This window comes from Pantoea endophytica (assembly GCF_002858935.1).
Lineage (GTDB): Bacteria > Pseudomonadota > Gammaproteobacteria > Enterobacterales > Enterobacteriaceae > Pantoea > Pantoea leporis.
The window spans coordinates 190,390-210,872 of sequence record NZ_PJRT01000031.1; the positions used below are offsets into that span (position 1 = coordinate 190,390).

The window sequence follows — 20,483 nt, forward strand, 5'->3', positions numbered from 1 at the left end:
GAATAACCGGGAAAAATCGGTTATTCACTGCATTTAGGGAAGGTATTGGACGGGAGGCCAAGTTTAGCCATTTTACTCAGATAATCGTCGCTAATATCGGCAACAGTAATTTGGCTAAAGCGCTTCAACAACAGCGCTTCCGCTTCGCTAAGGGTTTGATCGAGTTGCGCATCAACGGCATGCTCAACCAGACAAGGCGAGGGCTCCGCAGCCGGACCAATGCTAAACAGCGCTGGTGCGCCGATTGCCTGATAAACATCCAGCAGGGATATTTCCGTTAACGCCACACGCAGCTCCCATCCACCACCGTGCCCTTTTTCTGACACCACATACCCTTTATCACGCAGGCCGGACATCATCCTGCGCACCACCACCGCATTAGTGCCCAACATTTTAGCCATCGTTTCTGAAGTGGCGCGTTTAACGTGCCGATCCAGATGTATCAGTGCGTGCAACGAGCGGGACAAGCGATTATCGCGCGGCATAAATCATTCCTCTAAAATTCACCACACTCTAACAAAGGAGTGAAGTGGCAACAATTTATCGCGCTATCATCGAGTCAAAAGCTTAATCATCAGCGTTTACGGATATGACACGAAAATATCAAGGAGAACACCATGAAAGGAATTTACCCCGCGCAGAGGAGCGATTTCGAGGCGATAACCACGGTATGGGAAGCCTCGGTGCGGGCGACGCATCATTTCCTGCAAGATGCGGATATCCGCGCTCTGCGCCCGTTGGTGCGCGAGCAATATTTGCCGATGGTTGAGCTGCGTGTTTATCGCGATGAACAACAGAACATCGTCGGTTTTCTCGGCGTGGCGGATAATCGGCTGGAGATGCTGTTTGTCGCGCCGCAAGTGTTTGGTCTCGGCATAGGCAAACAGCTACTGCGCTTCGCCATCGAACAAATGAATGTCACCGAACTGGATGTGAACGAGCAGAATCCGCAGGCGCTAGGTTTCTATCAGCATCAGGGATTTGTTATCACCGGCCGCTCGCCGCTGGATGGTCAGGGAAATCCTTTTCCGCTGCTTCATCTGCGCTATGCGCCGTGATTTAAATGGTCGCGCCCATTGAAAGGCGATAATGCAGGTCGACCTGCTCGATGGTGGGCTGCTGGTTGATCTTTTTCAGGATGATCTCCGTCGCCACTTTTCCCATCTCAAAGCGCGGCGTGATCACGCTAGCTAAGCGTGGCGTGGTTGCCTGACCAATTTCCAGCCCGTGAAAACCGGCAATCGCCATCGCTTGTGGCACGGCAATGCGCGCCGCCTGACACTCCTGCAGCACGCCAACCGCCAGATCGTCATTGGTACAAAGAATCGCATCCATCTCCGGATAGAGCTGGCGCGCCAGCGTCATCATGCCGGTGCCAATCGATACCGAAGAGACCTTGTTCGGCACAATCCGGCCCGCAGGCAACCCGGCCGCTTCAACCGCATCGCGATAACCGGCGTAGCGTTGCTCATCACGGCGATCGGACATCGAACCAAAATAGATAACGCGCTGTTTGCCGCTGGCCAGCAGCATCGCCGTCATGTCGTAGCCGGCGCGATAGTTGTCGAAGCCCACATTGATGCGTCCCCGCGCCTCGGTCAGCCCCATCACTTCCGCCACCGGAATGTTGGCGGCGTTTAGGTATTTTTCTGCGCGCACGGTGTGCACGGATTCGGTCAGAATCAGCCCTTTGATGTTAAAGGCCAGCACCGTGGCGATCTGCTCCTCTTCACGCTGGGCGTTGTAATCGTAATTGACCACCAGCGTTTGATAACCGTGCGCGCTGGTCACCGATTCAATGCCCGCCAGCAAGTCGGCAAAGATTTGATTATTAAAAGAAGGAATTAACACGCCGATGCGCGGTGGGTTCTGTTTGGTCGCTGCGACATTTTCGCTATCCGCGACGTAGCCAATTTCGGCAATCACGCTGGCGATTTTCTCCGCCGTTTCCGTTTTGACCTTTTCCGGCGTGCGCAGATAGCGACTTACCGTCATTTTGGTGACGCCCGCCAGGGTAGCAATATCGTCCAGAGTGATGCGCTGCGTTTTCATTACGACGTCCGCAAAGAGGGGCTGATAATCAACGTATTATGCCCGTTGCCTGTTAAAAAATGAAACGCACCCGTGCGCTCAGTCGGGTGAAATAAACCCGGCAAACCCGCGTGTTTAACAGAATAAAAATTCCAATAAAAAGCAAATTTTGCAATGCCCTCACAGCGTGAATTGATGAAAAACCTATCATTTCATTGGGCTATAAGCATACTTCTGACGACTTATTCGGCAATTTTCGCCACCCCCTTCACACTTTTCGGAAAAAATGATCCAAATGCCATCATTTAGAACATATATTCCAACACGAAGACCTCGCGTGAATAAAAGTTGAACATCGAAACCTACACCACCCTCTTTCTGGACAAGTAACGTTCAGGCCGTAGAGACAAGGGGCTATAACAATGGATACCAGGCAAAAACGCTACAACATGAAGTATGTCATTCTCTGCTGTACTGTCGCGGCATTCGGCGGTCTGCTGATGGGATATGACTCTTCCATTATCTCCGGTGCAATCGAACCCTTAAGTGAATATTTCCAGTTAACGCCCGCTGAAACCGGCTGGGCCGTTTCCAATATCCTGCTCGGCAGTTTGATCGGCTGCTTTATGGCACCGCGCCTCAGCGACAAGCTGGGACGTAAAAAATCCCTCGCCATCACCGCCCTGCTGTTTACCGTTTCGGTGATCGGCACGGCGCTGGCGCATAACTTCACCGTGTTCGTCATCTTCCGCATGATTGGCGGATTAGCGATTGGCCTGGCGTCGGTAATTTCGCCTATCTATCTGGCCGAGCTTTCGCCTTCGAAGTTTCGTGGCCGTACCACCGCGCTCTATGCGGTGTGCTGCGTCGGCGGACAATCGGTGGTGTTGCTGACCAACTACTTCATCACCAAATCCACCTTGCCGGATGTGATGATCAACATGGGCTGGCGCTACATCCTCGCCACCGCGCTGGTGCCGTGCGCGCTGTTTATTTTGTTCATCGCCTTTATCCCGGAATCACCGCGCTGGAACGTGCTGAAAGGCAAGTACGATGAAGCGCTGGATACGCTGACCAAAATCTCTAACCGCGAACATGCCGAGAGCGTGTTCAACGAAATCAAACATTCGTTTTCTGATAAAACCGCGCAGCAGCACAAATCGCGTCTGCGTCTGGATAAAACCACCATTCCATTGCTGATCGTCGGCATCGGTTTGGCGGTGGGTAACCAGATCAGCGGTATCAACGTCATTCAGTACTTTGGGCCAACCTTGCTGAAAAACGTCGCGGGCAGCACTGACTCAGCGCTGCTGCAAACCTTCTGGCTGTCGATTTGTCAGTTTATTGGCGTGCTGGCGGGGATGATGCTGATCGATAAAGTCGGTCGTCGTAAGCTGCTGCTGCTGGGCGCAATCACCTCTTGCGTGTGCCTGACCTACTCCTTCATCGCCTTCTATTACCATTTGCCGGGTATGCTGGCGGTTATTGGCCTGTTCGCTTACATGATTTTCTTCGGTATGACGTGGGGGCAGATCGTCTGGACGGTGCTGGGCGAAGTGTTCCCAACCGAGATTCGTTCGATTTGCGTGGGGATTTCCATCTGCGCGATGTCGATGGCCAACTTTGTTATCAGCAGCACCTTCCCGATCATGAACAGCAGCCCGATGCTGCTGGATATGTTCCACGGTGGCTTCCCGCTGTTGCTGTTCGCGATCTTCTCGCTGGGTATGTACTTCTTCACCTTCCGCTATCTGCCAGAAACGGCCGGCGTGTCGCTTGAGAAGATTCATGCGTTGGTGCTGCGTAAATTTAACGTCGAAGCAGAGTTGCCGGAGACGACGTCCACCGTGAAGGCGAGCGAATCATTTGATATTCCACGGCATTAAGCGGTAAGGATACGAATCTGCAGGGCACCCTTTATGGCGCCCTTGTTAACTCAGGCGTTCGTACTGCTCAATCACCGCCAGCGCTAAGCCGTTGGCGGGATCGATACGCAGCGGCAGGAAATGCAGCGCGGTATGGGCGAAGGTAAAGGCCAGCGCACCGGCCTGCGCCGCCTGCTGCACCGCCTGCACAAACGCTGGCTGCGCATTCCACGGCCCATCAATAATGATGCTGGCCGGATTCACCAGCTGCATCACCTGACTCAACGCGTTGCCCAAGTGGGTGCCCGCCTGCGTCATCACCTCTTTCAGGATTTCCGGTTCGCTCTCGCCATTCTGCCAGCGCAGGCCCGGTTTGCGTTTTGCCAGCTGCTGCTGAATGGCCGGTTTGCTCACCAGCGTTTCCAGACAACCTAAGCGGCCGCAGCTACAGCGTTCGCCGTTGGGTTGCACGATAAGATGGCCGATCTCGCCCGCCGTCCAGCTGCTGCCGGTAAACACTTCGCCGTGTTCCACCAGCGCGCCACCTAATCCTTCAGAAATTCGCAGATAGAAATGGCTTTGCGACTTATTCAGTTCGAGTTGCTGCACCGAAAGCAGCGCCGCCGCTTTGACGTTATTCATGATGCGCAGCGGCAGCGGCATCTCGTGGCTGAGGATGGTCATCACATCCACATCCTGCCAGCCCAAATGCGCGGAAAAATGCACCCAGCCGCGATGCGGATCGATGATGCCAGGGAAACCAATCGCCACGCCGAGCAGCTCGGGATGCGCCGCGTGCAAGGTCTGGCACACTTCCACCAGCTCATGCAGCAACTGCTCGGGATCGCTGGTTTCGGTGCGCCAGGTTTGCTCGGCAATCACCTGCGAGAAATAGTCGCACACGCGCCAGTGAATCGCCTGGCGCTCCACCATGATGCCCGCGCTTTTCAGCTTTTCGGCGCGCAGCGAGATTTCGATTTTCGGTCGTCCCGCTGACGCCACGCTAACCGGGCCGAGCTCATTGATCAGCCCGGCTTCCAGCAAATCATCGACAATCAGTGAAACGGTGTTTTTGCTCAGCTCGAGCGCTAATGCCAGATCCTGGCGGGAGGTGATGCGGGTGGTGCGCAGTTGCATCATCACCCGCTTCAGGTTGTTCAGGCGAAGTAGTGCTGGACCTTTACCGGCTGCTTTCATAGCACTCCTCAATACTCATCACCGCGCACACGGCTGCGATAACTTTCCCAGTCAAAGCGCACCCACAAGCTGTTGCCGAGGCGCATACGGTCCATCACGCGTTCACCCAGCAGCGAATTCATGCCGGCGGGATCGAGGTTCGATAACATGCCCGTTGGGCGTTTCGACGATGAGCGGCGATCAACAATCTGATTGATGATCACTTTTTCATAGCGCGATTCACTCTGCATCCCGATCTCATCGATCACCAGCAGATCCACATGGCTGAGATCGTGCAGCAGGCGCTCTTCAGTTAAATCGCTGCCGCCGCTGAAAGTGCCTTTCATGCTCGACATCAAGTCGGCCACGGTCACAATCAGCACGCTTTTACCGCGAATAATCAGATCGTTACCAATCGCCGCGGCAAGGTGGTTTTTACCGGTGCCGGGACGACCGGAAAAAACAAAACTGGAGATGCTGTTTTCAAATCCGGCGGCGTATTCGCGCGCCATGGCCAGCGCTTTGCGCTGCCCATCATTTTCCACGCGATAGTTGTCGAACGAGCAGTTCATGTGCAGCTCGCGGATGCCCGAGCGCCCCATGATGCGCTGCATTTTCATCGCGCGGTTTTCTCGCACAATCGCTTCCGAGCGCAAGCGGCCCTGTTCCTGGTTCCAGGCCAGCAGCTCCGCGCCGCTTTTGAATTTCGGCTGCACTTCGGACGGCATCATCTTTTTCAGGCGACTAAAAAGATTGTTCGGCGTTTTCATTACTCACCTCGGAATCCATCGGGAATATCGTAATCAGTATTGCTGATTTGCGTGAGATCGCGCTTTGGCTGTCCGCCATTGGCGGCGCGATTCATCTGCACGCTGCGCGCTAGCTTCTGCTGCCACTGCACATGATGGAACAAACGGCCTTCCGCCTGCCAGTACGCCACAAACGTGGCCAGCTCGGCGGCGGTAACCGGTTCACTCAACGCCACGCCCCAGATCGCGGCCTGACGCTGAAAATCGCTATCGGGCTGCCAGCCTTCATACATTGCGAACTTGCCCACCGGCGTGGCGATGGGCGCGCTTTCGGTCTGAAACAGACTCTCATCCAGCGTGACATCATTGGGCTGCTGCGCGGCGGCTTCCAGCGCCAGCAGCTGCGCCAGACGCTGCGGCGTGAGCGCATAAAACGCCGGCGTATTGTTATGCAGCACCGCCAGCGTGCCGTTATCGGCCTGCTGCAGCACGGCGAGCGGGTCATGGCAGAAGCCATCCAGCCCCACCAACGTTGAAGATAAGATTTTGACTGACATGAAGAAACCTGACGTTAACCAGCATGGTGCGCCGGGCGGCAAATTCAGCCCGGCGTTATGCGGTAAGTGTACCTGTTTTAGGACAAGTGATCGTCAAAAAGGTCGCAGCGATTAGCGTGGCATCGTCAGCGGTTCGGCGCGATCCACATGGCGTGACGCGTGCGGCACCCGAACCGCGCCAGGCTGCGGCCGGGTTTGCCAAAGATAGCGAGCCGATGCGATCAGGCACAGGCTGTAGCCAAACATCTCGCTGCCCTCTTCCGCCATGTTTTTTACCACGCGGTTATAACCATCGAGCATCAGATGTTCCCACAGCTGATGCATGCCAAACAGGCGCGAAAACACCAAAATAGCCAGTAAACCTGCGGCCATCATCTGCCAGCTGCGATGCTGAACCAGCGACGCCAGCCCGGGCAGGATTTGGCGCGGCTGGCGGAAGGCCATCGCCAGACAGGCCGCCGTCGTCGCCAGCGCAAACCACAGCCATGCGCCGTGCCTGATGAAATCGAACAGGAAGTCCATCTCACGAATCAGCATGCAGCTGTAAAAACCTCCGACCAGGATCAGCACGCTGCGTTGTGATGGCCGCTGCCAGGCCGAGAGGAAATAGAAGGTGGCGATGAGCAAGAGCATCAGCTCCTGGGTGATTTCGGTGAAGGAGGTTTCGTGCAGGGCATCGTTCATCCAGTTGACGTCGATGTAGACCATCGCCATACAGAAAACGAGCACCAATCCACTGATGAGAAAGGCCGTAACTTCACGGCTAATAAGAATAATATTGTTGCGCATATTGTGACCAAAGTAATGATTAGCGCGCTTAGTATATGGACCTCAGGTTTTGTCACTTCTCTTTTTATGCCGATTAGAAGCTGGCGCTGACGCCCAGGCTATAAATAAACTGCTCGCCGCTGGTCACTGCGCCGGTTTGCGCAAAAGAAGCAAAGGCCGCCATATTTTGCCCCAGCGGCATATTTGCGCCGACGCTGACATCCACCCAATTGTTTTCCCGTCCGTTGATATCCTCGGCTCGTTCGCGGGTGGGCGATGGCAACTCTTCATTTACCAGATGGCTGTAACTCACCTGCGCCCACGGCGATATCCCACTAAGGCTGGAATCCACGCGCCAGCCAACGGAGGCAATGTGCTCGGCGTTGTTGCTATCCACTCCTGCGCACTTCGGACAGCTCAAGGTCGAATCATCTACCGCAAACTGCGCCACCGGCCCGGTGCTCACCGCTTTACTCATCGGCATCGACCAGCCGGCAGAGTAGCGATTAACAAAAGGCGTAGCGCCGACGCTGGCGGTTTCACTGTGCATCACCAGCGCGTAGTCATTCGGCGAGTTAAGCGCGGCGTCAAACAGGTTGGCATCGGGGTTTTCTGTCAACATCAGGTGATTACTGGAAATTTTTTCAGCAAGTATGGCGTTGTAATCGGGTGCGCTATTCTGGCTCGATTGATCAAAGGCATAGGTATTCCCGGCCAGAAAAAATAGCCATACACTGCCAAAAGCCAGCGCGATTATATGCTGGCCTGTCCGCTGACTTTTCTGCAACATGAAGGACTCCTGACGAGCCGGGAAGAGATGGGCGTTTAGGTTTTATAAGATCTATATCGGCGCCCCTTGTATAACTATTAATCGCTTTTGCCATTCGTCAAGGGAACTACCGCTATTTCATAGGCTAAGGGAGTGATGCAATGCAACGTTGTGGCTGGGTAACTGAGGATCCACTGTATCTGGCGTACCACGATAAAGAGTGGGGCGTGCCGCAAACCGATAAGCGAGTCTTATTTGAAATGGTCTGTCTTGAAGGCCAACAGGCCGGACTTTCATGGATTACGGTACTGAAAAAACGCGAAAACTACCGCCGCGCGTTCCATGAATTTGATCCCGCAGCCGTGGCGTTGATGGATGAAAGCGACATGGCACGGTTGATGCAAAATGCGGGACTGATTCGCCATCGCGGCAAGCTGGAAGCGATCATCAACAATGCGCGTGCCTTGCTGGCGCTGGAAGCCACCGGAGAGGAGTTTTCACGCTTTATCTGGTCTTTTGTCGACCATACGCCGATTTTGCACCGTTACGCGAATTACAAAGACGCGCCAACGACCTCCGAGCCCGCGATTGCGCTGTCGAAAGCACTTAAGAAGCGTGGTTTTAAATTCGTCGGCCCCACAACCTGCCACTCATTTCTACAGGCCTGCGGCTTAATTAACGATCATCAAACCAGCTGTTTTTGCCATCCTGATAATCTTTAAAGCAAAAGTTTACAAATTAAGACTGACCCTCACGCATTTCCCCATAATTGAACGGCATAATAGTGCCGTTTTGGGGCTTTTCCCCGTTTAAATCTGTGAGGGATTTTTCATGAATAAGCGTATTTTGGCGCTGACCTTGTTACTGAGCGGCAGCCTCGCGCTGTCGGGTTGTACCACCAATCCCTATACCGGCGAATCGCAGGCGGGCAAATCGGGTATCGGCGCCGGTTTGGGCGCGGTGCTGGGTGCGGGCGTGGGCGTGCTGTCATCGTCGAAGAAAGATCGCGGTAAAGGTGCACTGATTGGCGCGGCGTCCGGTGCCGCACTGGGCGGCGGCGCGGGCTATTATATGGATGTGCAGGAAGCGAAACTGCGCGACAAAATGCGCGGCACCGGCGTCAGCGTGACGCGTCAGGGCGACAACATCGTGCTCAACATGCCGAATAACGTCACCTTTGATTCCAACAGCAGCAACCTGAAACCGGCGGGCGCCAACACCCTGACCGGCGTGGCGATGGTGCTGAAAGAGTATCCAAAAACCGCCGTGAATGTGGTGGGCTATACCGACAGTACCGGCACGCGCGCGCTGAATATGCGCCTGTCACAGCAGCGCGCCGACAGCGTGGCCAGCGGTCTGATTCTGCAAGGCGTGGCGCAAAACCGTCTGCGCACCCAGGGTTTAGGCCCGGATAATCCGGTTGCCAGCAACAGCACCGAAGACGGTAAAGCACAGAACCGTCGCGTTGAGATCACCCTCAGCCCACTGGGCTAAAAGTAAAGAGCCGATCTGCACGAACAGATCGGCTTTTGTCACATTTTTCCGCCTCTTTTGACGCCATCTTTGTTAGAAAAAGCTAAAAAATTCGTAACCGATAGAGCCGCCTTTTCCTTTATGCTAGCGTGATCAAAAATTGATCAGTGGGACGCTATCATGTCACTCAAAGCCATCGCCGCTACCCTTGGCCTCTCTGTTACTACCGTGAGCCGGGCGCTAAATGGCTATGACGATGTAGCGGCCGTCACGCGTAAACGCATTGAAGACGAAGCGAATGCGCGCGGCTATCGCCCCAACGACGCTGCCCGCCGCCTGAAAACCGGTCGCGCCAATGCGGTCGGTCTGCTCTTTCCCATCAGCCACGCCTCGCTCAATGACAGCTATTACAGCCAAATGCTGCTGATGCTGGATCAACGCCTCGCCCAGCACGATATTGATTTGTTGTTGCTGCCTGACAAACCGCAAGGGCAACAGCGTAAGCTGATCCGCATGCTGCGCAGCGGCGCCATCGATGCGCTGATTTTAACGCACACCCTGCCGCAGGATGCGAGACTGCAACGCTTGCAACAGAAGGGTTTCCGCTTCCTGACGCTCGGCCGCAGCGAGCTGCCGCTGCCGTACGCGTGGATTGATTACGATAATCACGCCGGTACCTTCCTGGCGGCAGAACACTGCCTGCAACAAGGGTGGCCGCGTCTGGCTTATCTCGGCAGTAACGAAACGGCAACGTACATCCTCGATCGCCGCCAGGGTTTCATTGATGCGCTGATTCAGCATCAGGCGCCGGTCGATCAATCCCTGATGGCCGCGCTACCCGCCACGCGCCGCTCCGGCTATCAGCAAACCAATGCCTGGCTGGCCCACGGCGACGCGCCGCAGGCGATCATCACCGATTGCAGCACGCTGGGTGAAGGTGCCGCGATTGCGCTGCAGCAGGCGGCCCGCCTTAAGGGCGCGCAGGCGATTCCGCTGTATGTGTATGATGGATTGCCGCCCGATTCGATTGTCGATCAGCCGGTGAACACTATTCTGCAATCATCGCAGCAGCACATTGGCGAGCGCATCGCCGAAATGGTGCTGCAACTGCTCGATGATGTGCCGCCAGGCGATCTGCAAACGCTCTGGCAGCCGGTGCTGCGACTCACTTCTGACGCGCAATGATTGCGCCTGGCGCGAGCTGTGTTAGTCTTCGCCTGTTTCTTTTCAGCAGGTGTAAGCAATGAAAACCAGGCCGCCACGAGCCACAATCAGTGACGTTGCCCGTACGGCAAAAACCGGTAAAACCAGCGTTTCCCGCTATCTGAATGGCGAAGTGAATCTGCTCTCGCCCGATCTCAAAGCCCGTATCGAACAGGCCATCGCCGAACTCAACTATCGTCCCAGCCAGATGGCGCGCGGACTGAAACGCGGCCGCACGCGTTTGATTGGCCTGATCATTGCCGACATCACCAATCCTTACTCGGTTGACGTGCTGAGCGGCATTGAAGCGGCGTGTCGTGCGCAGGGCTTTACCCTGCTGATGTGTAACACCAACAACGAAGTCGATCTCGAACAACATTACCTGCAACTGCTCAGCAGCTATCAGGTGGAAGGCATTGTGGTTAATGCCGTGGGCATGCATGAAGAAGTGCTCAATCGCCTGCAACAGTCGATGCTGCCGATGGTATTGATTGACCGGAAAATCCCCGATTTCGCCTGCGATATGGTGGGGCTCAATAACGTTGAAGCCTCCACGGTTGCGACCCAACATTTGCTGGATAACGGCTATCAAGCCCTGCTCTTCCTTAGCGAGCCGCTCGGCAGCGTTAATACGCGCCGTGAACGTCTGCGCGCCTTCTACGACACGGTAAAAAACGCGCCAGAGATTGCGGCAGAGAATGCCGAAATAGCGCTGCATCAGCCCGACGCGCTGGAAAAACAGCTGCGGGAATTCCACCAGCGCCATCCCGACAAACGCTGTGCGGTGATCGCCGCCAACGGCGCGCTGACCTTGCAAGTGGCGCGCGCGCTGCAGCGCCTTGCGCTGCGCTGGGGCGAAGCGATTGGCCTGCTGGGCTTTGACGAACTGGAATGGGCGGCGCTGGCGGGCGTCGGCATCACCACCTTGAAACAGCCCACCTGGCAGATTGGTTACGCCGCACTGGAGCAGGTTATCGCGCGCATTGAGGGCAGCGAGCAATCGGTCAGCGAACAGCTCTTCTCCGGCGAACTGATCGTACGCGGCTCCAGCCAGCCGCTGCGCTAAGCCGGCCTTTTATGGCTCACTTCGTGAGCATGATCATAATTTCACGGTCTGCGCCTTTCCTTTGGAACCGGTTCCATTTAGGTTTTTTATAACGAATGGGATGTGGTCATGCCCGGAGAAACGTGATGAAACCAGAAATTATTGTTGTAACTGCCGCATACGGCGCGCAGAAAGTAGCGGAATTGGGTGGCCAGGCCGCGCTGTTGCCGCTGATCAAACAGGCCGGCGCGGATGGCGTCGAAATTCGTCGCGAGCTGTTCAACGAAAATGAACTCTGCCTGCTGCATGCGCTGGGCAATGCGATTTCCCAGCATCAGCTGAGCGCCAGCTATTCCGTGCCGGAAGCGTTGTGGCTGGATGATGGTGCGCTGAATCCGCGTCTGGCGCAGTTCCTGCAGGAAGCCGAACAAATCGGCGCTCAGCGCCTGAAAGTGGCGCTTGGCCATTTTGTTGAACTTGATGCGCGCGCGCTGCTTGATGTACTTAAAGCATCAACGGTGACGCTGGTGGTTGAGAACGATCAAACGCCAGACAGCAAACTGGCACCGATGCTGCGCTTCTTCCATCAGGCTTGCGATGCCGCATTGCCGCTGGATATGACCTTCGATATGGGCAACTGGCAGTGGACCGGCGAAGACGGTTTGCAGGCCGCCGCGCAACTCAGTCGCTACGTTAGCTACATCCACGTTAAAGCGGCGGTGCCACACGGCGCTACTTTCCGCGCGATCGCGCTGGATCAGGCCGACGATAGCTGGCGCACGCTGCTGAACGCGCTGCCAACCGACGCACCGCGCGGCATCGAATTCCCGCTGGAAGGCGGGGATTTGCTGGCGGTCACTCGCCATTACGTTGACCTGCTGCGTGCAGCGTAAGGAGCCGATGATGACGCAAAAAACGCTGGATGTGGTGACGATTGGTGAAGCGATGGCGATGTTTATCGCCCAGCAAACCGGCGATCTCGCCGCAGCAGAAGGCTTCGTCAAACGCATTGCTGGGGCAGAACTCAACGTGGCGATTGGCCTGGCGCGCCTCGGTTTGCAGGTCGGTTGGGTGAGCCGCGTCGGCGACGACAGTTTTGGTCGCTTTACACTGCAACAGCTGGAAAAAGAGGGCGTCGATCACCGCTGCGTCACCACGGACGCGCGCTATCGCACCGGCTTCCAGCTCAAATCCCGCGTCGATGACGGCTCCGATCCGGAAGTCGAATATTTCCGCAAAGGCTCCGCCGCCAGCCATCTGTCGCCCGACGATTTCAACGACGACTACTTTGGCAGCGCGCGCCATCTGCATCTGAGCGGCGTGGCGGCGGCAATCTCTGACAGCTCGCTTGCCCTGGCGCAACACGCGGCAAAAGAGATGCGCGCGCGGGGCAAAACCATCTCCTTCGATCCTAATCTGCGTCCGGTGTTATGGCGCAGCGAAGAGGAGATGCGCAAGCAACTCAATCATCTGGCGGAATACGCCGATTGGGTGCTGCCGGGCGAGAAAGAGGGTTTGATTCTCACCGGCTACCGCCAGCCGGAAGCCATCGCCGATTTCTACCTCGATAAAGGGGTGAAAGCGGTGGTGATCAAAACCGGTGGCGACGGCGCCTGGTACAAAACCGCCGACGGCCAGCAAGGCCAGGTCGCACCGATTCGCGTCGAGAATGTGGTCGATACCGTGGGTGCCGGCGACGGCTTTGCGGTTGGGCTGATCAGCGCTTTGCTGGAAGGAAAATCCCTGCCGCAGGCGATTCTGCGCGGTAATAAGATCGGTTCGCTGGCGATTCAGGTCGCTGGCGACAGCGAAGGCCTGCCGACGCGCGCGGCATTGGGCGATTACTGATAACAGCACAATCCCGTAGCGGCGCGATGCATCGCGCGCTTTTCGCAGCGGCTTCGCTGCCAGAAGCGCAATAAATTGCGCCGCTACGGGTCCGTACGAAACCCAATAGCTGTACCCACTACAACAATATCGCGAGGCGCATCCACTGAATGCGTCCACCTCAACCAGAGGAGTCACCCCATGAAATCGCAGACAATCGCGCCAAAACGCTGGTGGTTTATCATGCCCATCGTGTTTATCACCTACAGTCTGGCGTATCTGGACCGGGCGAACTTCAGCTTCGCCTCTGCCGCAGGGATAAATGACGATCTCGGCATCACCAAAGGCATGTCATCGCTGCTGGGCGCCCTGTTCTTCCTCGGCTACTTCTTCTTCCAGATCCCCGGCGCGCTGTACGCCGAACGTCGCAGCGTGAAGAAGCTGATTTTCTGGTGCCTGATTTTATGGGGCGGCTGCGCCTCGCTGACTGGCGTGGTCAGCAACATTCCGATGCTGGCGGCGATCCGCTTTGTGCTCGGCGTGGTGGAAGCGGCGGTAATGCCGGCGATGCTGATCTATATCAGCAACTGGTTTACCAAATCCGAACGTTCGCGCGCCAATACCTTCCTGATCCTCGGTAATCCGGTGACGGTGCTGTGGATGTCGGTGGTTTCTGGCTATCTGATTGAGTCCTTTGGCTGGCGCGAGATGTTTATCATTGAAGGCATCCCGGCAGTGATCTGGGCGGTGGCCTGGTGGTTCCTGGTGCAGGACAAACCTGCCCAGGCCAAATGGATGAGCGAAAGCGAGAAAGCCGCGCTGCAGGCGCAGCTGCAAAAAGAGCAGGAAGGGATTAAAGCGGTACGTAACTACGGTGAAGCGTTCCGTAATCGCAACGTGATCCTGCTGTGCCTGCAATATTTTGCCTGGAGCATCGGCGTGTACGGTTTCGTGCTGTGGCTGCCGTCCATTCTGCGTAACGGTTCGCAGATGGGCATGGTGGAAGCCGGTTGGCTGTCTGCGGTGCCGTATCTGGTGGCGACCATTGCGATGATCGTGGTGTCGTGGGCGTCAGATAAAACCCAGAACCGTAAACTGTTTGTCTGGCCGCTGCTGCTGATTGGCGCGCTGGCATTCCTCGGTTCGTATCTGGTGGGTTCCAGCAACTTCTGGCTGTCGTATACGCTGCTGGTAATTGCCGGTGGGGCGATGTATGCGCCTTATGGTCCGTTCTTCGCCATCATTCCTGAGATGTTGCCGCGCAACGTCGCCGGTGGTGCGATGGCATTAATCAACAGCATGGGCGCACTGGGTTCCTTCGTCGGATCATGGATTGTAGGCTATCTTAATGGCGCGACCGGTTCGCCTGCCGCCTCCTACATTTTCATGGGTGCTGCGCTGCTGGCTTCGGTTTGGCTGACGTTGATCGTCAAACCAGCCCAGAACAAAACGCCGCCGCCCGTTCACGGGGCGAAGCACGCGTAATCGATTCGGGAGGCCTTAAAGCCTCCCCTACATTTTAAAGGGAGCAAAAGATGAAACCTGCTGTGATTCTTTATAAGAGCCTGCCAGATGACCTGCGCACCAAACTGGATGCCCATTTCACCGTCACTGAAGTGCATGACATTTCCCCGGAAACTATCGAAAAACACGCGGCGCAGTTCGAACAGGCGCAAGGTTTGCTCGGCTCTGGCGGCAAAGTGGATGGCGAGCTGCTGGCAAAAATGCCCGCGCTGCGCGCCTGCTCCACCGTGTCGGTGGGTTACGATAACTTCAACGTTGATGCGCTGAATCAACGCAAAGTGCTGCTGATGCACACACCAACCGTGCTGACCGAAACCGTCGCCGATACCATGATGGCGCTGGTTCTGAGCACCGCGCGTCGCGTGACCGAGCTGGATAAGTGGGTCAAAAACGGCGAGTGGAAAAAGAGCATCGGACCGGATCATTTCGGCATTGATGTGCACCACAAAACCCTCGGCATTCTCGGCATGGGCCGCATCGGCCTGGCGCTGGCGCAGCGTGCGCACTTTGGCTTCGGCATGAACATTCTCTACAACGCGCGTCGTCAGCATGAAGAGGCGGAAACCTGCTTTGGTGCGAGTGCCTGCGATTTGGAAACCTTGCTGAAAGAGAGTGATTTTGTCTGCATCAGCCTGCCGCTGACCGAACAGACGCACCATATGATTGGCGCGGCGCAGCTCAAGTTGATGAAGCCAAGCGCAATTCTGATCAACGCCGGTCGCGGTCCGGTGGTGGATGAGCAGGCGCTGACGGCGGCGCTGAAAGACGGCACTATCCACGCCGCCGGTCTGGATGTGTTCGAAGTTGAGCCGGTGCCCGCCGATGCCGAAATTTTGACGCTACCGAACGTGGTCGCGCTGCCGCACATCGGTTCCGCCACCCATGAAACCCGTTACGGCATGGCGCGCGACGCGGTAGATAACCTGATCGCCGCCCTGAGCGGCAAAGTCGAGAAAAACTGCGTTAACCCGCAGATCCAAGGCTAAGCTTGCCTTTTACCCATTGCGCCTGCCAGCGGCGGGCGCTATGGTGGTTCCCCATTCGATTTCACAACGTTTTAACTTCCTATGTCCTTTTCTCAGTTCGGCGACAAATTTACTCAACACTCCGGCATCTCACGTCTGATGGAAGACATGGGTGAAGGCCTGCGCACGCCCGGCACCATCATGCTTGGCGGCGGTAATCCGGCGCAGATCCCAGCGATGAATGACTATTTCAACCAGTTGCTGATGCAGATGCATCAGGACGGCCAGCTGAGCGAAGCGCTGTGCAACTACGATGGTCCGCGCGGCAAAGCGCTGCTGCTGGATGCGCTGGCGAAGATGCTGCGTGAGGAACTTGGCTGGCCATTAACCGCGCAAAACATCGCGCTGACCAACGGCAGCCAGAGCGCGTTTTTCTATCTCTTCAACTTGTTCGCCGGACGTCGCGCCGACGGCAGCAAAAAGCGCGTGCTGTTCCCGCTGGCACCGGAATATCTCGGCTACGCCGATGCCGGTCTGGAAGAGGATCTGTTTGTCTCCGCCAAGCCAAACATTGAGCTGCTGCCGGAAGGCCAGTTCAAATATCACGTTGATTTCGACCATTTGCCGCTGAATGACGATGTCGGCCTGATCTGCGTTTCGCGCCCGACCAACCCAACCGGCAACGTGATCACCGATGATGAACTGCTGCAGCTGGATGCGCTGGCGCAGCAGCACGGCGTACCGCTGCTGATTGATAACGCGTACGGCGTGCCGTTCCCCGGCATCATCTTTAGCGAAGCGCGCCCGCTGTGGAATCCCAATACCATTCTGTGCATGAGCCTGTCGAAACTCGGCCTGCCCGGCGCACGTTGCGGCATTATCGTCGCCGATGACAGCACTATCACCGCCATTGGCAACATGAACGGCATAATTAGCCTGGCACCGGGCAGCATCGGTCCTGCGATTGCTAATGAGATGATCGTACGCGGCGATTTGCTGCGTCTGTCGCAAGAGGTGATTAAGCCGTTCTATCAGGCCAAAGTCAGCGAGACGATTGCGATTCTGCGGCGCTATTTGCCGGAAGATCGCTGCCTGATTCATAAACCCGAAGGCGCGATTTTCCTCTGGCTGTGGTTCCGCGATCTGCCGATCAGCACCGAAACGCTGTATCAGCGCCTGAAAGCGCGCGGCGTGCTGATGGTGCCCGGCCACTTCTTCTTCCCCGGGCTGGAACATGAATGGCCACACACCCATCAATGCATGCGCATGAACTATGTGCCGGATGCAGAGAAGATTGAGCGCGCGGTGCAGATATTGGCGGAAGAGCTGGAAGCCGCGTTTAAGAATTAAAGCTTCAAAATCGCACGATGAATCGCGCCGCTACGATTGTGTGCACATTCCGTAGCGGCGCAATCTATTGCGCTATCCCTGCGTTATAGATAGCTGGCACCACTGCGCCAGCTGTTGAATCGCCTGCTCCACTTCGGCATTCCAGCCAAAACCGGCATTGAGTCGAAAACAGTGATCGTAGCGGTGATCGGTAGCGAAAATGTGGCCCGGCGCGATACCGATACCCGCGTTGCGCGCCTTGAGAAACAGCGCGCGCACATTCAGCGCACCGATCGGCATTTCCACCCATAACACATAGCCGCCTTCAGGATCAGACACCCGCGTGCCCGGCGGGAAGTAGCGCAGCACCGCCTGACGCATATGCTGGATTTGATTCTTCAACTCGCGCCGTAGCTTACGCAGATGCGCATCATAGCCGCCGCTGCGCAGCAGTTCGGCAATCGCTGCTTGAGACAACACCGACGTGCCCATGCTGGTGGTGTATTTCAGCGAGGCGATTTTGCGCATGTAGTTGCTGCTGTGCACCCAGCCAATGCGAATGCCCGGCGCAACCGTTTTCGAGAAGCCGCTGCACAAAATAGCGTTCGGGCTGAAGGCACGCATCGGGAACGGACGGCGCTCGCCAAACGCGGTATCACCGAAGATATCATCCTCAATGATCACCACATCGTTCTCGTCGGCCTGACGCGCGATATAGGCTTTCTGCTCGTTGGGAATGCTTTTGCCGAGCGGATTATTGATGTTGTTGATGGTGAGATACGCCTGCACCGCTTTGCGCTGGAACAGTGAAGTGAGTTTCTCCACATTGACGTAACCTTCCGGCCCGGCTTCGACCTCAATCACCCGTAGATTGAGGTTATGCAGCATCTGCAGCAACACGAAATAGCACGGCGATTCCACCGCAACGATATCGCCGGGCCGCGTGGTGGCGCGCAGCGCCAGCGAAATCGCTTCGATGCAGCCGTTGGTGATCAGGATGTCATCCGCATTGATATTGCAGCCATAATCCACCGCGCGGCGTGCAATTTCATTTTTCAGCGGCGCGTAGCCGGTGCCTTTTACGGTATTTCCCAGCAGCGCCGGTTTGCTGTAACCCATCTGGCGCATCAGCAAACCAATCTTCTTCACCGGATAGAGTGAAAGGTCGCCGTTGGCCAGATCCAGCCGCACGCGGCAGTCTGAACCGAGCATCGCCAGATGCAGCTCGGTCTGCTCATCGAGCGGCGCCACTTCGCGCGCTTGCTCGTTGATGAGCGTGGGAAAGGTTTTATTAACAGGCCGCGGTGCGACAAAAAAACCGGACTTGGGACGCGCCACCGCGTAGTGCTCATCCTCAAGCGTGCGTAATGTTTTCAGCGCGGTGGTCATGCTGACGCTGTACTGCGTCGCCAGCGTGCGCACCGACGGTAAACGGCTGTCGGGCGGCAGCGAGCCGCTGTGAATGGCTTGTTTTATCTGCTCTGCGATTTGACGGTAACGACTGCCCTGTTCCGTTTCACCCGCCATCTGTTCCACCCTATTTCGTCCGGATCTGTGCGTTTTCACCAGATTACATTCAAAGTACTTTAGGCTGCATTAGTTAATTGATAACCCGCGCAATCGTCTTTAAGGCATTCATTCCGTAGCACCTTCGTGGCCCATTTCCCGTCTGATGCCGCCAGCACGGCAGCAGCGACTTTTTAGCCAAAGGATGAAGTGAAAAATGAATAATCTGTCCACCCTGATGCGAGAGATTAGTGGATATCTCACCCCCACGATTATTGATTCCGCGCAACACTGTTCACGCCGTTTACTTGCCGCGCTCCCGGATGCCACGCACCCGGAGAATAACCGCGTGCTGCTGGCCTACGGCGGCGGCAAAGACAGCAGCTATATGGTGGCGTACGTGCGCTACATTCAGGGGCTGATCTGGCAGCAACATGGCAGCACCTTTCAGCTGCGCATTAGCACCAACCGCCATGCGGCAATGAACGACAGCGTAATGGAGAATATCGATCGCGTGTATCGCGCGTTGCACATCCACGATGATGACTTTACCGAATGTCTGGTGACTGACGGCCTGCAAATCCGCCACTTCGATCGCCATTTACCGATGCCAGACAGCGTGCGCCAGCAGAATCGCAACGATGTGCTGATGAATGGCCATCGCTTCCGCGCCGATGCGCGCTCCACGTTTTGTAACGCCTGTAATCTCAGCATGGTCAACTCGTTTGGCCTGGCGGCGCATTACGACGGCGGCGTTGATGTGATCATCACCGGCGATTCGCCGCAGGAGCAAACCGCTTATCTGGCGTGGGCGCGCCATCTTTCGCGGCTGTTTGCTGCGCCGGTGGCGGATAAGTCGCGCGGCTTTAGCGGCTTTCTGCAGACGCTGGATGGCGTGGCTGAACGCTACTTCGCCGATATCTACGGTGCCGATCAGGTGACGCCCGCGCACCGCATTACCTGGCAGCTGGAACGCGATCCGCTGTTCTTCAATATCTATCAGGACACCGCCTATGAAGCGGGCGCGCACTGGGCGCTGCTGACTGAATTTATGCATTTTCGCTTTGATGAACTGATGTTCAGCTTCTCCGAATCGGACTGCGGTAACCCGACGTTAATGGCACATATTCGCGGTCTGCGTGCGGAGACGCTGTTGCAGCGCAGCTACGCCGAAGGCATTCGCGAATATGTGCGCTTTGCGCTCGGGCTGATGGTGAAAAAAGATTTCCCGCCGCAGCTGATTGATGAGATGGCGGCACGTTATCAGGACGATGAAGCGATTAAGCGCGCCCGCCAGCGCGCCGCGCAGTTCGCCGAGCAGGCATTTGGCCTCAATGAAACCCAACTGGTTTGCATGATCTATTCGCCGTTTATCGCCGAAGGTAATCAGCTGAAAAGCTGGCTGCAGCAGTTAGTCGATGCACCGGACGAAGCGGCGGTGCGCGCCTTGCTGCGCGGCGAGAGCGACGACCTGGGGCTGGCGCAGCAGCTGGAGCAACGCTCTGGTTTGACCGTGGCGCAGATGCGTCACTGCTGGCGTAGCAAGCAGGTGAGTTCACTGCTGGACGAACAGCGCGGCGATGCGCTTTCGCGCGTGCTGCGTTTTGACCCGCACAAAGCAGTGATTCAGGTGAATAACGGGGTCATGCACGACGTCGTCACTGAAGTGATCTCCGGGCGTTAACCCGGTAAGGCA

At 56.4% G+C, this 20,483-nt stretch carries 20 protein-coding genes; 12 read left to right on the top strand and 8 right to left on the bottom strand.

Features of this window, described 5'->3' with window-relative positions:
- Positions 1–20: 20 nt before the first annotated feature.
- Positions 21–485, bottom strand: coding sequence for an Rrf2 family transcriptional regulator (locus tag PZBJ_RS19540; protein ID WP_101763865.1), 465 nt, complete (start codon positions 483–485; stop codon positions 21–23).
- A 132-nt stretch (positions 486–617) separates the two neighbouring features.
- Between PZBJ_RS19540 and PZBJ_RS19545 the strand changes: the two genes are divergently transcribed.
- On the top strand, positions 618–1,058 hold the full coding sequence (locus PZBJ_RS19545) for an acetyltransferase (RefSeq protein WP_101763866.1): 441 nt from the start codon (positions 618–620) through the stop codon (positions 1,056–1,058).
- 1 nt (position 1,059) lies between these two features.
- On the opposite strand, the gene PZBJ_RS19550 is transcribed toward PZBJ_RS19545, so the two are convergent.
- Positions 1,060–2,052: a LacI family DNA-binding transcriptional regulator gene (locus PZBJ_RS19550; protein WP_101763867.1), complete on the bottom strand. Its 993-nt coding sequence runs from the start codon at positions 2,050–2,052 to the stop codon at positions 1,060–1,062.
- A 401-nt stretch (positions 2,053–2,453) separates the two neighbouring features.
- Between PZBJ_RS19550 and PZBJ_RS19555 the strand changes: the two genes are divergently transcribed.
- Positions 2,454–3,917, top strand: coding sequence for a sugar porter family MFS transporter (locus PZBJ_RS19555; RefSeq protein ID WP_101763868.1), 1,464 nt, complete (start codon positions 2,454–2,456; stop codon positions 3,915–3,917).
- Between the two features lie 45 nt (positions 3,918–3,962).
- Here PZBJ_RS19555 and PZBJ_RS19560 read toward each other — a convergent pair whose 3' ends face one another.
- The 5 genes from PZBJ_RS19560 to PZBJ_RS19580 all read right to left on the bottom strand — a co-directional run bounded on the left by PZBJ_RS19560 (position 3,963) and on the right by PZBJ_RS19580 (position 7,936).
- Positions 3,963–5,093, bottom strand: coding sequence for an ROK family protein (locus PZBJ_RS19560; protein WP_101763869.1), 1,131 nt, complete (start codon positions 5,091–5,093; stop codon positions 3,963–3,965).
- Between the two features lie 8 nt (positions 5,094–5,101).
- The gene (gene dnaC / locus PZBJ_RS19565) at positions 5,102–5,842 is read right to left on the bottom strand and encodes a replicative helicase loader DnaC (protein ID WP_101763870.1); all 741 of its coding nucleotides are present in this window, start codon (positions 5,840–5,842) and stop codon (positions 5,102–5,104) included.
- Positions 5,842–6,378: a primosomal protein DnaT gene (gene dnaT, locus PZBJ_RS19570; RefSeq protein WP_101763871.1), complete on the bottom strand. Its 537-nt coding sequence runs from the start codon at positions 6,376–6,378 to the stop codon at positions 5,842–5,844. Before dnaT ends, dnaC begins: the two co-directional genes overlap by 1 nt.
- A 111-nt stretch (positions 6,379–6,489) precedes the next feature.
- On the bottom strand, positions 6,490–7,167 hold the full coding sequence (locus tag PZBJ_RS19575; protein ID WP_101763872.1) for a hypothetical protein: 678 nt from the start codon (positions 7,165–7,167) through the stop codon (positions 6,490–6,492).
- 73 nt (positions 7,168–7,240) lie between these two features.
- Positions 7,241–7,936, bottom strand: coding sequence for an autotransporter (locus PZBJ_RS19580; RefSeq protein ID WP_101763873.1), 696 nt, complete (start codon positions 7,934–7,936; stop codon positions 7,241–7,243).
- A gap of 140 nt (positions 7,937–8,076) precedes the next feature.
- Here PZBJ_RS19580 and PZBJ_RS19585 point away from each other — a divergent pair, with 140 nt between their 5' ends.
- The 9 genes from PZBJ_RS19585 (at position 8,077) to PZBJ_RS19625 (ending at position 17,302) form a co-directional block, all read left to right on the top strand.
- The gene (locus tag PZBJ_RS19585) at positions 8,077–8,637 is read left to right on the top strand and encodes a DNA-3-methyladenine glycosylase I (protein WP_101763874.1); all 561 of its coding nucleotides are present in this window, start codon (positions 8,077–8,079) and stop codon (positions 8,635–8,637) included.
- Between the two features lie 109 nt (positions 8,638–8,746).
- On the top strand, positions 8,747–9,409 hold the full coding sequence (locus PZBJ_RS19590) for an OmpA family lipoprotein (RefSeq protein ID WP_101763875.1): 663 nt from the start codon (positions 8,747–8,749) through the stop codon (positions 9,407–9,409).
- Positions 9,410–9,568: 159 nt separating this feature from the next.
- A complete protein-coding gene (locus PZBJ_RS19595) occupies positions 9,569–10,573 on the top strand; it encodes a LacI family DNA-binding transcriptional regulator (protein ID WP_101763876.1) in 1,005 nt (334 codons plus the stop codon).
- A gap of 58 nt (positions 10,574–10,631) precedes the next feature.
- A complete protein-coding gene (locus PZBJ_RS19600; protein ID WP_101763877.1) occupies positions 10,632–11,657 on the top strand; it encodes a LacI family DNA-binding transcriptional regulator in 1,026 nt (341 codons plus the stop codon).
- 125 nt (positions 11,658–11,782) lie between these two features.
- Positions 11,783–12,529, top strand: a complete 747-nt coding sequence (locus PZBJ_RS19605; protein WP_101763878.1) for a sugar phosphate isomerase/epimerase family protein — start codon at positions 11,783–11,785, stop codon at positions 12,527–12,529.
- Between the two features lie 10 nt (positions 12,530–12,539).
- Complete coding sequence (locus PZBJ_RS19610; RefSeq protein WP_008105274.1) at positions 12,540–13,484, top strand: sugar kinase; 945 nt, start codon at positions 12,540–12,542, stop codon at positions 13,482–13,484.
- 180 nt (positions 13,485–13,664) lie between these two features.
- The gene (locus tag PZBJ_RS19615; protein WP_101763879.1) at positions 13,665–14,948 is read left to right on the top strand and encodes an MFS transporter; all 1,284 of its coding nucleotides are present in this window, start codon (positions 13,665–13,667) and stop codon (positions 14,946–14,948) included.
- A 50-nt stretch (positions 14,949–14,998) separates the two neighbouring features.
- Positions 14,999–15,973 carry a glyoxylate/hydroxypyruvate reductase GhrB gene (ghrB, locus tag PZBJ_RS19620; RefSeq protein WP_101763880.1) on the top strand — a complete coding sequence of 325 codons (975 nt, stop codon included), beginning with the start codon at positions 14,999–15,001 and terminating at the stop codon, positions 15,971–15,973.
- 81 nt (positions 15,974–16,054) lie between these two features.
- On the top strand, positions 16,055–17,302 hold the full coding sequence (locus PZBJ_RS19625; protein WP_101763881.1) for a valine--pyruvate transaminase: 1,248 nt from the start codon (positions 16,055–16,057) through the stop codon (positions 17,300–17,302).
- A 72-nt stretch (positions 17,303–17,374) separates the two neighbouring features.
- Here PZBJ_RS19625 and PZBJ_RS19630 read toward each other — a convergent pair whose 3' ends face one another.
- On the bottom strand, positions 17,375–18,808 hold the full coding sequence (locus tag PZBJ_RS19630) for an aminotransferase-like domain-containing protein (protein WP_101763882.1): 1,434 nt from the start codon (positions 18,806–18,808) through the stop codon (positions 17,375–17,377).
- A 196-nt stretch (positions 18,809–19,004) separates the two neighbouring features.
- Here PZBJ_RS19630 and PZBJ_RS19635 point away from each other — a divergent pair, with 196 nt between their 5' ends.
- Positions 19,005–20,471, top strand: coding sequence for a hypothetical protein (locus tag PZBJ_RS19635; RefSeq protein WP_101763883.1), 1,467 nt, complete (start codon positions 19,005–19,007; stop codon positions 20,469–20,471).
- Positions 20,472–20,483 lie beyond the last annotated feature (12 nt).

What these genes read in the sequence shown, in the direction of transcription:
- PZBJ_RS19540 (WP_101763865.1), bottom strand. Translation starts at nt 485, where the DNA reads ATGCCGCGCGATAATCGCTTGTCCCGCTCGTTGCACGCACTGATACAT.
- PZBJ_RS19545 (WP_101763866.1), top strand. Translation starts at nt 618, where the DNA reads ATGAAAGGAATTTACCCCGCGCAGAGGAGCGATTTCGAGGCGATAACC.
- PZBJ_RS19550 (WP_101763867.1), bottom strand. Translation starts at nt 2,052, where the DNA reads ATGAAAACGCAGCGCATCACTCTGGACGATATTGCTACCCTGGCGGGC.
- PZBJ_RS19555 (WP_101763868.1), top strand. Translation starts at nt 2,454, where the DNA reads ATGGATACCAGGCAAAAACGCTACAACATGAAGTATGTCATTCTCTGC.
- PZBJ_RS19560 (WP_101763869.1), bottom strand. Translation starts at nt 5,093, where the DNA reads ATGAAAGCAGCCGGTAAAGGTCCAGCACTACTTCGCCTGAACAACCTG.
- dnaC (WP_101763870.1), bottom strand. Translation starts at nt 5,842, where the DNA reads ATGAAAACGCCGAACAATCTTTTTAGTCGCCTGAAAAAGATGATGCCG.
- dnaT (WP_101763871.1), bottom strand. Translation starts at nt 6,378, where the DNA reads ATGTCAGTCAAAATCTTATCTTCAACGTTGGTGGGGCTGGATGGCTTC.
- PZBJ_RS19575 (WP_101763872.1), bottom strand. Translation starts at nt 7,167, where the DNA reads ATGCGCAACAATATTATTCTTATTAGCCGTGAAGTTACGGCCTTTCTC.
- PZBJ_RS19580 (WP_101763873.1), bottom strand. Translation starts at nt 7,936, where the DNA reads ATGTTGCAGAAAAGTCAGCGGACAGGCCAGCATATAATCGCGCTGGCT.
- PZBJ_RS19585 (WP_101763874.1), top strand. Translation starts at nt 8,077, where the DNA reads ATGCAACGTTGTGGCTGGGTAACTGAGGATCCACTGTATCTGGCGTAC.
- PZBJ_RS19590 (WP_101763875.1), top strand. Translation starts at nt 8,747, where the DNA reads ATGAATAAGCGTATTTTGGCGCTGACCTTGTTACTGAGCGGCAGCCTC.
- PZBJ_RS19595 (WP_101763876.1), top strand. Translation starts at nt 9,569, where the DNA reads ATGTCACTCAAAGCCATCGCCGCTACCCTTGGCCTCTCTGTTACTACC.
- PZBJ_RS19600 (WP_101763877.1), top strand. Translation starts at nt 10,632, where the DNA reads ATGAAAACCAGGCCGCCACGAGCCACAATCAGTGACGTTGCCCGTACG.
- PZBJ_RS19605 (WP_101763878.1), top strand. Translation starts at nt 11,783, where the DNA reads ATGAAACCAGAAATTATTGTTGTAACTGCCGCATACGGCGCGCAGAAA.
- PZBJ_RS19610 (WP_008105274.1), top strand. Translation starts at nt 12,540, where the DNA reads ATGACGCAAAAAACGCTGGATGTGGTGACGATTGGTGAAGCGATGGCG.
- PZBJ_RS19615 (WP_101763879.1), top strand. Translation starts at nt 13,665, where the DNA reads ATGAAATCGCAGACAATCGCGCCAAAACGCTGGTGGTTTATCATGCCC.
- ghrB (WP_101763880.1), top strand. Translation starts at nt 14,999, where the DNA reads ATGAAACCTGCTGTGATTCTTTATAAGAGCCTGCCAGATGACCTGCGC.
- PZBJ_RS19625 (WP_101763881.1), top strand. Translation starts at nt 16,055, where the DNA reads ATGTCCTTTTCTCAGTTCGGCGACAAATTTACTCAACACTCCGGCATC.
- PZBJ_RS19630 (WP_101763882.1), bottom strand. Translation starts at nt 18,808, where the DNA reads ATGGCGGGTGAAACGGAACAGGGCAGTCGTTACCGTCAAATCGCAGAG.
- PZBJ_RS19635 (WP_101763883.1), top strand. Translation starts at nt 19,005, where the DNA reads ATGAATAATCTGTCCACCCTGATGCGAGAGATTAGTGGATATCTCACC.